This is a genomic window from Nonomuraea sp. NPDC050786 (assembly GCF_040654115.1).
Lineage (GTDB): Bacteria > Actinomycetota > Actinomycetes > Streptosporangiales > Streptosporangiaceae > Nonomuraea.
Window position 1 is genome coordinate 105,507 of the sequence record NZ_JBFAHJ010000002.1, and the last position, 12,547, is coordinate 118,053.

A 12,547-nucleotide genomic window follows, 5' to 3' on the forward strand; every position below is an offset into this window, starting at 1 on the left:
CAGGTCACACCCCTCGACTAATTAATTCCGTACGGTCCATAATTAATATGCTAGCGTACCGGCAACCGATGACAGGGAGACGGCATGGAGCAGGTCGTGGCCGCCGGCACACAGTTCATGCGAGAGGTCAACACCGCCGCCGTCCTGCGGAAGCTGCGGGCCGAGTCCAGCATGAGCGTGTCCGCGCTGGCCAAGGCGGTGGGGCTCTCCCGCCAGGCGGTCACCCGCTCGCTCAACGCGCTGGCCGCCGAGGGGCTCGTCGAGTTCGGCCCTCTCGACCGCGACTCCACCCGCGCGGGCCGGCCGGCGCAACTGGTGCGTTTCCGGGCGGAGGCGGGCCACGTGCTGGGCCTGTCGATCAGCCCGCAGGACGCCCGCGTGGCGGTGGCGGACCTGGCCGGGACGGTCATGGTGACGGACGTGGTGCAGCTCGGCGCCGGTCGCGGCGGTGAGCAGGTGGTGGAGACGCTCCTGTCCACGATCGACCGGGCGCTGCGCAAGACCGGCGTCACGACCGGCGACCTCTGGTTCGCCTCGGTGGGCACCCCCGGCATCGTCGACCCCGCCTCAGGGATCATCAAGCTCATCCCGAGCATGCCCGGCCTGACCGGCGACCTCCTCGCGCGCCGGCTGAAGGAGGCGCTCGGCTGCCCGGTCTACCTGGACAACGACGTCAAGCTGGCCACGCAGGGCGAGCGGTGGCGCGACGCCGACCAGCGCGAGGACTCGCTGGTGATGATCCACTGGGGCGAGCGGGTCGGCGCCGGGATCGTGCTCAACGGCGAGCTCTACCGCGGCGCCTCCAACGACGCCGGCGACGTGGGCTTCCTCGACCTGTTCACCGAGGAGCCCGCCGGGGCCCGCCATCCGCGGGGCCTCGGCCCGTTCGAGGACCGGGTGGGCGGCACGGAGGTCGTCCGCCTGGCCACGGCGGCGGCCGGACGCACCGGTGACAGCGCGCTCCTGGCCCGGATCGAGGCCGCGGGCGAGCAGGCGCTGGAGGTTGTGCTGGACGCCGTCGCCGACGGCAGCCCGGCGGCGCTGGAGGCGATCGACGTGGTGGCCCGCCGCTTCGCCAAGGGCATCGCCGTGATCAGGGCGATCCTCGACCCGCGGCTCGTGGTCATCGGCGGCCCCCTGGCCAGATGCGGCGAGCCGCTGCTGGCGGCGCTCCGGCGGCATCTGTCCGGCCAGCCGCTGGATCAGCCGGCCCTGGAGGTCTCCGCGCTCCAGGAGGACGCCGTCGTCCACGGGGCGCTGCTGCACTCGCTGGACGAGATCGAGCGCAACAGGTTCGGCCTGGTGAGAAGCGGTCGTCCTGAGGGCCGTTGACGACACCACGCCACCACCCGATTGAGGAGAGAGGTCATACGCATGACGAGACCAGCCCGGCGCGCGGCGGTCGCGGCGCTCAGCGTCACGACGGCGTTCGCTCTGACGGCCTGCGCCGGCACCAGCGGCTCCAGCGGGAGTACGGCGACCAAGGTCGACGTATCGACCACCATTCCCAACGACCCGGTGACGCTCACCCTGGCCTACACGAACGACCCGCCCACCAAGGCGCTCATCGACGGCTTCACCAGGAAGCATCCGAACGTCACCGTCAAGCCCCAGATGACGCCGTTCAACGACTACATCAAGTCCATCAAACTGGCGATGTCGGGGGATGCGGCACCGGACATCGCCCAGTACAACCCGGGCGCGATGAACTCCCTGGTCCCGGCCGGCCTCATCCTCGACCTGAGCCCGTGGTCCACGGCGTACGGCTGGACCAGCAAGTTCCCGCCGGCCAGCCTCGAGGTCCTCAGCTCGGACAAGTCGGCCAAGCAGTTCGGGACCGGCAGCCTGTACGCCGTCCCCGGCGGGCTCTCCGTGCTCGGCGTCTTCTACAACAAGAAGATCGTGAAGGCGGCGCCGAAGACGCTGGCCGACTTCGAGGCCGCGATGCAGAAGGCCAAGGACGCCGGCCAGACGCCGCTGAGCAACGGCGCGCTCCAGGTCGGCGGCTTCCACCTGTGGAACGCGCTGCTCAACGTCATCGGCGACGTCAACGACTACCGGTCATGGGTGTACGGCAAGCCGGGCGGCACGATCGAGAACCCGGCCGCGCTGAAGGCCACCCAGACCCTGACCGACTGGGCGAAGAAGGGCTACATCGCCGGCGGGGCGAGCGCCACGGCGGACGCCGACGCGCTGGCGAGCTTCGCCAAGGGCGACAGCGCGTTCCTGATCACCGGCAACTGGGCCGCCTCCACTCTGGAGACGGAGATGAAGGACGACGTGGGCTTCTTCCTCATGCCCACGCCCTCGGGCGAGCCCGCGAAGGTCGCCTCGGGCGCGAGCGTCGCGTACGCCATCTCGTCGAAGTCCAAGAACCCGAACGTCGCCGCGGCCTTCCTCGACTACCTGAGCTCGCCGGAGGCGGCGAAGATCGAGTTCGACGGCGGGTTCATGCCGGTCGACACCAAGGCCGAACTGGGCGCCACGGGGCTGCGCGGCGACATCGCGAGCGCCTTCGCGCCGGTGGCCCAGGGCAACGGGATCGTGCCGTTCCCCGACTACGCCTCCCCCGGCATGATCGACAAGCTGACTCCGGGCATCCAGGGTCTCATCAGCGGCAAGATGGCCCCCGACGCCTTCCTGAAGTCCCTGCAGGAGTCGTGGGACGGACATCATGGCTCGTGATCTGAGCCCGGCCGTCTCCGCGCCGCGGGCCGCTCCGGCCCGCGGCGGGGGGCGGGTGGCCGACGGGCCCGCCCGCCCGCCGCGCCGGCGGGGGCGGCGGGCGCGCGGCTGGCTGTACGTGCTGCCCGCGCTCGCGGTGTACCTGGGCTTCGCCATCTGGCCGGCCATGAACACGCTCCGGCTCTCCCTCCTGAAGTGGGACGGGATCCTGCCGGCGGAGTGGGCGGGCCTCGCCAACTACGTCAAGATCTTCCGTGATGCGCAGCTGTACGAGGCCATCCTGCACAGCCTGGCGCTGATCGTCTTCTTCTCGGTCATCCCCATCTGCGTCGGCCTGCTCATGACGGCGCTCCTAATGGGCAAGGTGCGGCGGGGGATGACGTTCTTCCGGATCGTCTTCTTCCTCCCCCAGGTGCTGCCGCTCGTCGCCGTCGGCATCACCTGGCGGTGGCTCTACGGCGAGTCCGGCGTCGTCAACCAGTTCCTCGACCTGGTGGGGCTGGGGTCGATCACCCGCGCCTGGCTGGGCGACTACGGCCTGGCGCTGGTCGCGCTCGGCCTCATCGGGACGTGGGTGATGAGCGGGCTGTGCATGATGCTCTTCCTGGCCGGCGCGCAGAAGATCGACCCGTCCCTGTACGAGGCCGCCAGGCTCGACGGCGCGGGGGCGTTCCGGCAGTTCCGGCACGTCACCGTGCCCGGGGTGCGCAGGGAGATCACGGTCGCCGGCGTCATCACCACCATCGCGGCGCTGGCCGGCTTCGACCTCGTCTTCGTCACCACGAACGGCGGCCCGGCGGGGCAGACCAACGTGCCCGGCCTGCTCGTCTACCGGCTGGCCTTCAACGAGGGCGACATCGGCGGCGCCAGCGCGCTGGCCGTCGTGCTGACCGTGATCGTGGTCGCCGTCGTCACCGCCGTCCGCTACTTCACCAGGGATGATGCGAGTTGAGCAGGCGTGGCGGTGTCAGTGTCCGGTACGGAGTCCTCGTCCTGCTGGCGGTCATGGTGCTGGTGCCCTTCGCCGGCATCGTGCTGGCGGCCCTGCATCCCTCGGGCTCGCAGCTCGACGGGCTGAGCATCCCGGACCGGTGGTCGTGGGAGACCTTCGCGCTCGCGTGGAAGGCGGGGAACTTCACGAACCTCATGCGTTCGAGCGTGCTGATCGCGCTCTTCGTGGTGCCGCTCGCGGTGGCCATGGCCACGCTCGCCGGCTACGGGCTGGCGATTCTCAAGGTGTGGGGGCACCGGACGCTGTCGTTCGGGTTCGTGATGGGGCTGACGCTGCCGATCGAGGTCATCGTGGTGGCGCTCTACTTCAACCTGCGCGAGGTCGGCCTCACCAACTCCTACGTCGGCGTCATCCTGGCCGAGGCGGCGCTGTTCATGCCGTTCGGGGTGTACTGGATGCAGACGCACTTCTCGAACGTGCCCGACGAGCTCGTCGAGGCGGCGCGCATCGACGGCGCCAGGGACCTCGTGGTGCTGGCGCGGGTGCTGCTGCCCATCTCGTGGCCCGCGGTGACCACGCTGTCGGTGCTGTACTTCATGTGGTCGTGGAACCAGTTCATGCTGGTCCTGGTCATGATGCAGGACCCGGACCGGCGTACGGGGCCGAGCGGCCTGGGGCTCTTCGTCGGCCAGTACACGACGGACATCCCGTTGCTGGCGGCGGCCTGCCTGATCGTCATCGCCCCGATCGTCGTCGTGTACCTCGTCTTCCAGCGCAGCTTCGTCAGCGGCATCACGCAGGGCGCCATCAAGGGCTGACCCATGTCCAAGTACGGCTGGACCCTCTGGGCCTCCATCCAGAACGGCGCGGACGAGAGCATCGAGTTCGACTTTTGGTCGTGGGGTTGCCATCTGCTCCGAGAAACATGGTCATGCATTGCCTTCCGTAGTCAAATATAATCAGAGCGTGAAGCTTTCGGAGTGGTCGCGTCAGCAGGGCGTGAGCTATCAAACCGCCTGGCGGTGGGTGAAGGACGGCAAGATGCCGGTCCCGGTCCGCCAGGCGCCCTCCGGCACGTGGATCGTGGAAGAAGCCCCGGCTTCCACGGGCCGGGTGGTTGCCTACTGCCGGGTCTCTTCCGATGACCAGAACGGCGACCTGGACCGGCAGGCCGTTCGCGTGGTGCAGGGTGCGAACGCGGCCGGTCTGGCGGTCGGCGAGATCGTCAAAGAGGTCGGGTCCGGGCTGACCGGCCGACGCCACAAGCTGCACCGTATCCTCGCCGACCCGTCCGCTGCCGTGATCGTGGTCGAGCACCGTGACCGGCCGGCCCGCTTCGGCGTCGAGCACTTGCAAGCGGCTCTGGCCGCGACAGGCCGCCGCCTGGTCGTCCTCAACTCCGATGAGACCACCGATGAGCTCGTACGCGACGTGAACGAGGTGCTCGCTTGCCTGTGTGCCCGCCTGTACGGGCACCGTTCGGCCAGGCGCCGCGCCGAACTGGCCATGTCCGCCTTGTCCGCCACGACCGGCAAGCCGGCCCAGTGAAGAAGTTCAAGCCGCGGCCTGGTTTTGTGGTGCAGGCATACCGGTTCGCCCTGGATCCGAACGCCGGCCAACAGCGGGCGCTGCGATCCCATTGCGGTGCCGCGCGTGCCGCATTCAACTGGGCGGTGTCCTGGGTGACCGCAACCTGGTGGCAACGTCAGGCCGAGCAGACCTACGGCGTTCCCCCAGCTGAGTTGACGCCGTGGCGACCCTGGTCGCTTCCCGCGCTACGCAAGGCGTTCAACGAGGTCAAGCACACCGACCCGCGTTTCGCGTCCTGGTGGCAGGACAACTCCAAAGAGGCCTACAACACCGGCCTGGCGAACGCGGCAGCGGCGTTCGACAACTACGCCACGTCGAAGAACGGCAAGCGCAAGGGCCCGCGCATCGGGATGCCCCGACGCAAGTCGAAGCGCAAGGCCCGGCTCGCCTGCCGGTTCACCACCGGCACAGTCCGCATCGAGCCGGACGGCAAGCACGTCACACTGCCCCGGCTAGGCACGATCCGCACCCACGAGCCCACCGGCAAGCTGCTCGCCCGTCTGCAGGCCGGGACGGCGCGCGTCCTGTCGGCGACCGTCCGGCACGAGCGAGGCCACTGATTCGTCTCCTTCCAGGTCGAAGCCGAACGTCAGACACAGGCTCCGGCCCGACCCGGTCTGACGGTGGGCGTTGACCTCGGCGTCACGCACCTGGCGGTCACCGCCGATACCGCGGGCGAGGTCCGATACGAGCCGAACCCGAAGCATCTGGACGACGCGTTGGAGCTGCTCCGGCCGCTGTCACGGCGGGTCTCCCGCCGACAGGGCCCTGATCGGCGTACCGGCCGCCGGCCGTCGAGGCGGTGGGAGAAAGCCAACGCCGAGCGTGACCGGGTACAGCATCGGGTGGCCAACCTGCGCGCCGACGCGCTGCACAAGTTCACCACGCGTCTTGCGGGCGACTACGGCACGGTAGTGGTCGAGGACCTCAACGTGGGCGGAATGCTGAAGAACCGGCGCCTGGCGCGCCGGATCGCCGATGCAGGGTTCGGGGAGATCCGCCGCCAGCTCACCTGCAAAACCGCCTGGCACGGTGGCCGAATCGTCGTGACCGATGGCTGGCATCCTTCTTCCAAGACCTGTTCGGACTGCGGCGCGGTGAAAGCCAAACTGCCGCTGCACGTCCGCACCTTCGACTGCGACGAGTGCCCGCTGGTGATAGATCGGGACGAGAACGCAGCGCGCAACCTCGCCGCTGTGGCGGCGGACTGCACGACTGGTACCGGAGTGGCCGGAGACCAGGACACCAACACGGTGTCGAAGCCTCGCGGAGCCGACCAGAAGACCCGCGCCACCCGGCCCGGCCACACGGCCGGGCTGGGGCGGGGCAGGTGGCGCAATCCCCGCCCAGCGCGGGAAGGAAACGAGAGACCGTCGTCAAGCCGAAGCGCTCATGCTTTGGTGATGTCACGGACCTTCCCGCCCGAAAGGCCGGGATTGCTGATGACCAGCTACGGAATCAGTAACGGCATGGAGAAGTACGAACGGGCCGTGGCCGAATTCACCGGATCCGGCCTCACGGACATCATGGACGAGGCGGCGCGGGCAGAATAGCGGCATGTTCGCCGCATTGACCGGCCTGGGGCTGTCCACGGCCGCCGGGCTGAACGCCTACATCCCGCTCCTCGTCGTGGGCGTCCTGGCCAATTTCACGGACGCCGTGAAACTCCCCGACGGCTACTCGTGGCTGTCCAACTGGGGCGTGCTCGCCGTGATCGCCGTCCTGCTGGTGGCCGAGTTCGTCCTGGACAAGGTGCCCGCCGTGGACAGCGTCAACGACACCATCCAGACCGTGGTCCGCCCGGCGTCGGGCGGCGTGGTCTTCTCGGCCACGAGCGCCGCGGCCGAGCTGGACCACTCCACCTGGATGGCCGAGCACCCGTGGGCCGGCTGGCTGCTGGGCATCGTGATGGCGCTGGCCGTACACGCGATCAAAGCCACCGCGCGTCCGATGATCAACGTCGGCACGGCGGGCGTGGGCGGGCCGGTGGTGAGCACGATGGAGGACGCGGGCTCGCTGGGCATGAGCGTGGTCGCCGTCTTCGCCCCCGTGCTGGTGATCGTCGCGCTGCTCGCGCTCGCCGTGCTGGCGTGGTGGGCGATCAGACGGGTACGCCGCTTCCGCGCCCGCAGGAAGGCGGCACGAGGTCAGGTCTGAGCCCCCAGCCGGCGGCACGAGGTCAGCTCTGAGCGCCCAGCCACTCCTCCACCAGGTCCACGAACTCGCCGGGGCGCTCCTCGTGCAGCCGGTGACTGGCGTCCTCCCAGCACACGACCTTGGACGCGGGATCCTTGAGCAGGCCCGACTCCCAGCTCGCCTGCTCCTGGTCCGACCAGATCGCCAGCACGGGGCAGCGCCGGCGCGCCAGGTAGTCGTCGCTGGCCGGGCGCACGCCGATGGCGTCGGGGGCCGTGAACATGGCCTCGAACGCCTGCGCCAGCACGTGCGGCGGCATGCCGTACAGCCTGCGCTTGTGCCAGCGCCTGATGACCGGGGGCGTGCCGGCGTTCGTGCACCACTTGTCGATCCGCTCGGCCGCGGCGTGGGGGTGCTCGCCGCGCAGGCCCGCGATCATCTTCGGGAAGCGGGAGGCGACCAGGTCCGTCATGCCGTAGCCGGGGTCGACCGCGACGAGGCCGCGTACGAGCTCGGGGTGCTCGACGGCGAGGATGGACACGACCTGGGCGCCCATCGAGTGCCCGACGGCGATCACCTGGGGGATGCCGAGGGCTCCCAGCAGGACGCTCAGGTCCTCGGCCATCATGCGCGGGGTGTTGCCGTCGTCCGGGACGGACGAGTAGCCGTGCCCGCGCAGGTCGACGGCGACCACCCGGTGAGCGGCGGCCAGCGCGTCGATGTGCCAGGACCACTGGTGGGAGTCGGCGCCCCACCCGTGGACCAGCAGCAACGGCGGCCCGTCCCCGTCATCGGTATAGAAGAGCCGGATATTTCCACCCACATCCGCGTACGGCATCTCCCTCGCCCTCCTCCCTGAGCACTGAAACACAGCCTCACCGCTCCGATCAAGTGCTTGCTTGGTACACCGCTGCGCCGGACCCGCCCCGACGCACTATCCTCGAATCATCAACACCGACAGGGGGTGGCGGAGATCGGCGAGTTGGTTGTCGTCGTACTGGTGATTCTGGCGTTCCTCCTGCTGCTGGGAGGCGCGGGCATCTACCTCGCGATCAAGGTCGGCAGGAAGGCTGCGGTCAAGGCCAGACAGGCCACGACGCGGCTCACCACGCACGTCAACGCCATGGGCACGGGCGACGCGGCCGAGGTCGAACGCCTCCGGCTCGACCTGCGCCGCGAGGTGTCCCTCACCCGCCAGGCCGTCGAGCACGCCCAGCGCCAGGGCTGGGGCCTCGGCGACCTGCCCCGCCTCATGGCCGACCTGTCGGCGCAGGCGGACGTCCACGACGGCCAGCTCGGCATGTACGCCCAGCAGCGCCGCCTGTCGCCGTACGTCGACCACGCCACGCTCGGCCGGCTCAGGGAGCACCAGGCGAAGCTGACGGCCATGTGCGCCCGCATCCGCGCCGACCTCCTGGGCGACCAGGTCAGGCACACGGCCACGGGCATCGCCGACCTCAGCTCACGCACCGACCTGGAGATCGAGGCCCGCCGGCACGCCCCTGACCCGCTGGACCAGATCGACGAGCTCTACCGCCGCTCGATGGAGGAGCGCAAAGACCTGCCCTGACGGCTACTCAACGTGGCACGCTGTGTGCGTCGCGTGAAGCACTGAGGAGGCAGACTGATGACTATGGCCCTTCCTGAGTGGTTCTATCCCCGCCCTCCCGGCGGCTGGACCGCTGACATGCTCGATCACCTTCCCCCCGACGCGCCTCGGCACGTCGAGCTGATCGGTGGGTCCCTCATCATGAGGTCGCCGCAGACCGTCTTCCACATGCTCGCACTTCGACTGTTCGAGCAAGCGCTTCGTCCACCACAGGAGCTTCTGGTCGCGCGTGAAATGACGGTGACGTTGGGGATTCGGCAGCGGCCGGAGCCGGATATCCTCCTGGTCAAACGGTCAGCCTTCAACATGAAAGTCACTTCATTCAAGCCCGAGAGGACGTCCACCTCGTCGTCGAAGTGGTCTCAGACGAATCCATGGAAAGGGATCGGACCACCAACGCCGATCAAGTATTCAAATGCGGACATCAAGTATTTCTGGCGAGTTGAGCAGGAAGACGGGTTGCCCGTTGTTTACACTTTCGAGCTCGAGCCGGTAGTAAAGGCCTACGTCCCCACCGGCATCCACCGCAAACGGCTGCAAACCCACATCGGATTCGACGTCGACATCGACCTCCGTCTGGAGTGGCCGCCAGGCTAGGCGACGCCCCACTCCCCGTAGATGAGCGCGGCGAGCTCCGCCTCCGTGGCGCCGCTGTTGGCCAGCGCCTTGGTGGCCTGGGCCTGGGCTCGGGTGGGGAGGCGGCCCTCGATGAGGATGGGCAGCGACAGCCGCCGTAGCAGCACCTCGGACTCCGAGTTCCCGTGCGGCCTGCGCGTCACGGCCACGTTCACCCGCAGCGCGTGCTCGTTGCCCGGCGGGACGGTGGGGCGGTCGATCTCGATGGCGGAGTAGCGGAAACCGTTCGCCAGGTCGCAGGGGACGCATCCGGCCGGACCCCGGCTGAGCCGGCCACCGCATTCGGGGCAGGTCAGCCGGTCGTAGGCGGCGTCCACCACGCGCCACGGGTGCTTGTCGGGCTCGTCGACGACCATCTCGGCGATGAGGCGCTCGTCGAGCGGCCCGGAAGCGCCGAACTCACGCTCCAGGAACTCCCGCCAGCCCGCCTCGACGATCTCGTCCACCAGCGCGGCGCACCGCGCGCATCCGGGCGCTCCGGCGGGCTCCCAGTGATCGCATTCAGAGCAGCGTCGCATGGCCCGCACCGTACAAGGCGGGGCGCGGCCGCCGCACCGCATTTACGCCCGGTCATAAATGAGTTGCGGGCCCTCGCGCGGGCCCGGCATACTCGGGCGCGTTGATCGCTGAGCCTTGGCGCGAAGGGAGGATGAGACCGTGATGACGACTGTTCGCGTGCCGTTTTCCGCGTCCCCCATCCCTCCCACCGGGCGTCCGCCACTGATCTGATCGGCGCACCGGTGGGCTCACACCTGGAGCAATCCCACCGTGCCGAAGCACTCGCAACACCGCACCCGTGGCAAGAACGCCCTCGACGCCGACGACATCGAGTGGCTGGAGAGCACCCCCGAGACCGACGACGGGCCGCCCGAGGGTGACCGCTGGTCCACCTGGGACCAGAGCACGCCCACGGAGAAGGGGCCCAAGCCGTATCCCGACTGGCTGGTCACCGAGCTGGCCGCCGTCGACACCGAGTACGGCGTGCTCAAGACCGGCAAGGAAGCCGACGTACACCTGATCTCCCGGGGCGTGCCGGGCACGGACCGGGTCTGCCTGCTGGCCGCCAAGCGCTACCGCTCCTCCGACCATCGGCTCTTCCACCGCGACTCCGGCTATCTGGAGGGCCGCAGGACCCGCGAGAGCCGCATGAACCGGGCCATGGCCAACCGCACGGCGTTCGGCAAGCAGGTGATCGCCGCCCAGTGGGCGGTGGCCGAGTTCTCGGCGCTGTGCCGGCTGTGGGAGCTGGGGGTTCCCGTGCCGTACCCGGTGCAGATCGTGGAGACGGAGATCCTGCAGGAGTTCATCGGGACGGAGGACGGGTTCGCGGCGCCGCGGCTGGCGCAGGTGTCCGAGGGTCTGGACGATCTATGGGAGCAGCTCGTGGCGGCCATGGTCACGCTGGCCAGGGAGGGGCTGGCCCATGGCGACCTGTCGCCGTACAACCTGCTGGTCCACGACGGGAGGCTGGTGATCATCGACCTGCCGCAGATCGTGGACGTGATCGCGCACCCGACCGGCCCGTCCTTCCTTGACCGGGACGCGCACAACGTCGCCACCTGGTTCGCCGCCAAGGGCGTCCCGGCCGCCGACCCGGAATCCCTCGCCGCCCTCCTCCGCAAGGAGGCCGGGCTGACCCCGTGACCGCGGCGTCCTGCGGATCCGCACCGCGCGACGGCCTCTCCCGGCCGCGGAGTTCGGCGAGCAGTCATCCATCCGGCGCCCCACGCCGAAGAGATGGTGGAAACCGCCGATCGACAGGAGACTCACATGCGTGCTGCCATCAGGTTCGCCGTCATGCTCGCCGTAGCGCTGGCCGCCGCCGCGGCCATGCAGGCCGCGGCCGCCGCCGTCACGGCCGTCGAGTACGCGCTCCTCTAGACCAGCTCACCACGCTGCGCCATGCCGCCGGCCTCGGCCGAGGAGCCGATGTGGAAGGCCGGAGGGGTGCGGAGGGGAACCCGGCTGCTCACAGCCGGGAGCCCAGCGGAAGAATGAGCACCGGAGAAGCCGGGACGGTGGGCTCACGGCTCCTCGGGGTAGAGTGCCGGGCGTCCCGGAGGACTTAGAGCGACTCGATGTGAAGGAAGCCGCCATGCACGATGCCATCGTTCACCCCAACGGCGCCCGCATGCGCTGGGTCGAGCTACCAGGGGCCGATCCGGCGCGTGTCTACGTTCACGGGCTCGGCGCCACCTCGGCCCCCTACTACGCGGAGGTCGCCGCCCACCCGCTCCTGCCTCGCAAGCGTTCCCTCCTGATCGACCTGCTCGGCTTCGGCATCAGCGACCGGCCGAGCGACTTCGCCTACACCCTCGAGGCCCACGCGGACGCCCTGGCCGAGGCGCTGCGCAAGGCCGGGGTCGCCGGATCGTCGATGATCGCCCACAGCATGGGCGGGGCGGTGGCGATCGTCCTGGCCGCACGCCACCCGGAGCTGGTCGCGAACCTGGTCCTCGTGGACGCCAACCTCGACCCGTATCCGCCCTCCCTGGTCCAGCCGGGCAGCAGCGGGATCGCGAGCTACACCGAGGAGGAGTTCGTGTCGCACGGGTGGAAGGAGGTACGCGACCGCGTGGGCCCCCACTGGTGGTCCACGATGCGCCTGGCGGACCTGCGCGGGCTCCACCGCACGGCCGTCAGCCTGGCCGCCGGCAGCACGCCCACCATGCGCGAACTCCTCAGGACGCTCCCGATCCCCCGCGCCTTCCTCCACCCGGACGGCGACCCGCCCGAGGGCGCCGACAGCCTGCGGGCGAGCGGCGTCCAGGTCGTCGCGATCCCGGAGTCGGGGCACAACATCATGCTCGACAACCCCGAAGCCTTCGTCCACACCCTGGCCACCCTCACCCCATAGCCGAGCCCGGTCGTCTTCTGCGACATGTGTGTCTCGCCGAGGAGCAGCGGACGGGGCGCATCTCGTTCGTCATGACCACCCC

14 protein-coding genes are annotated in these 12,547 nt (G+C 69.5%); 12 read left to right on the plus strand and 2 right to left on the minus strand.

What is annotated here, in order from left to right; all coding sequences use genetic code 11:
- Nucleotides 1-84 precede the first annotated feature (84 nt).
- From AB0H84_RS04875 to AB0H84_RS04910, 8 genes are all read left to right on the plus strand, one after another.
- A complete protein-coding gene (locus tag AB0H84_RS04875) occupies nucleotides 85-1,332 on the plus strand; it encodes an ROK family transcriptional regulator (RefSeq protein WP_357598225.1) in 1,248 nt (415 codons plus the stop codon).
- 42 nt (nucleotides 1,333-1,374) lie between these two features.
- Nucleotides 1,375-2,685 carry an extracellular solute-binding protein gene (locus AB0H84_RS04880; protein ID WP_357598228.1) on the plus strand — a complete coding sequence of 437 codons (1,311 nt, stop codon included), beginning with the start codon at nucleotides 1,375-1,377 and terminating at the stop codon, nucleotides 2,683-2,685.
- Nucleotides 2,675-3,637 carry a sugar ABC transporter permease gene (locus AB0H84_RS04885; protein ID WP_357598231.1) on the plus strand — a complete coding sequence of 321 codons (963 nt, stop codon included), beginning with the start codon at nucleotides 2,675-2,677 and terminating at the stop codon, nucleotides 3,635-3,637. Before AB0H84_RS04880 ends, AB0H84_RS04885 begins: the two co-directional genes overlap by 11 nt.
- Nucleotides 3,638-3,690: 53 nt before the next feature.
- Entirely contained in the window at nucleotides 3,691-4,455 is a 765-nt protein-coding gene (locus AB0H84_RS04890) for a carbohydrate ABC transporter permease (protein WP_357599621.1), read from the plus strand.
- Nucleotides 4,456-4,603: 148 nt separating this feature from the next.
- Nucleotides 4,604-5,185, plus strand: a complete 582-nt coding sequence (locus tag AB0H84_RS04895) for an IS607 family transposase (RefSeq protein ID WP_357598234.1) — start codon at nucleotides 4,604-4,606, stop codon at nucleotides 5,183-5,185.
- Nucleotides 5,182-5,787, plus strand: coding sequence for a helix-turn-helix domain-containing protein (locus tag AB0H84_RS04900; protein WP_357598237.1), 606 nt, complete (start codon nucleotides 5,182-5,184; stop codon nucleotides 5,785-5,787). The genes AB0H84_RS04895 and AB0H84_RS04900 overlap by 4 nt, the downstream gene beginning before the upstream one ends.
- Before the next feature lie 57 nt (nucleotides 5,788-5,844).
- Entirely contained in the window at nucleotides 5,845-6,780 is a 936-nt protein-coding gene (locus tag AB0H84_RS04905) for an RNA-guided endonuclease TnpB family protein (protein WP_357599624.1), read from the plus strand.
- Between the two features lie 4 nt (nucleotides 6,781-6,784).
- Nucleotides 6,785-7,384 carry a DUF4126 domain-containing protein gene (locus AB0H84_RS04910; RefSeq protein ID WP_357598239.1) on the plus strand — a complete coding sequence of 200 codons (600 nt, stop codon included), beginning with the start codon at nucleotides 6,785-6,787 and terminating at the stop codon, nucleotides 7,382-7,384.
- A gap of 22 nt (nucleotides 7,385-7,406) precedes the next feature.
- On the opposite strand, the gene AB0H84_RS04915 is transcribed toward AB0H84_RS04910, so the two are convergent.
- A complete protein-coding gene (locus tag AB0H84_RS04915) occupies nucleotides 7,407-8,201 on the minus strand; it encodes an alpha/beta hydrolase (RefSeq protein WP_357598242.1) in 795 nt (264 codons plus the stop codon).
- Between the two features lie 162 nt (nucleotides 8,202-8,363).
- Here AB0H84_RS04915 and AB0H84_RS04920 point away from each other — a divergent pair, with 162 nt between their 5' ends.
- On the plus strand, nucleotides 8,364-8,933 hold the full coding sequence (locus AB0H84_RS04920; protein ID WP_357598245.1) for a hypothetical protein: 570 nt from the start codon (nucleotides 8,364-8,366) through the stop codon (nucleotides 8,931-8,933).
- 63 nt (nucleotides 8,934-8,996) lie between these two features.
- Nucleotides 8,997-9,569, plus strand: a complete 573-nt coding sequence (locus AB0H84_RS04925; protein ID WP_357598248.1) for a Uma2 family endonuclease — start codon at nucleotides 8,997-8,999, stop codon at nucleotides 9,567-9,569.
- Here AB0H84_RS04925 and AB0H84_RS04930 read toward each other — a convergent pair.
- A complete protein-coding gene (locus tag AB0H84_RS04930; protein WP_357598251.1) occupies nucleotides 9,566-10,126 on the minus strand; it encodes a hypothetical protein in 561 nt (186 codons plus the stop codon). The genes AB0H84_RS04925 and AB0H84_RS04930 overlap by 4 nt on opposite strands.
- Nucleotides 10,127-10,376: 250 nt before the next feature.
- Between AB0H84_RS04930 and AB0H84_RS04935 the strand changes: the two genes are divergently transcribed.
- Nucleotides 10,377-11,252 carry an RIO1 family regulatory kinase/ATPase gene (locus tag AB0H84_RS04935; RefSeq protein ID WP_357598254.1) on the plus strand — a complete coding sequence of 292 codons (876 nt, stop codon included), beginning with the start codon at nucleotides 10,377-10,379 and terminating at the stop codon, nucleotides 11,250-11,252.
- Between the two features lie 451 nt (nucleotides 11,253-11,703).
- Nucleotides 11,704-12,465: an alpha/beta fold hydrolase gene (locus AB0H84_RS04940; protein WP_357598257.1), complete on the plus strand. Its 762-nt coding sequence runs from the start codon at nucleotides 11,704-11,706 to the stop codon at nucleotides 12,463-12,465.
- Nucleotides 12,466-12,547 lie beyond the last annotated feature (82 nt).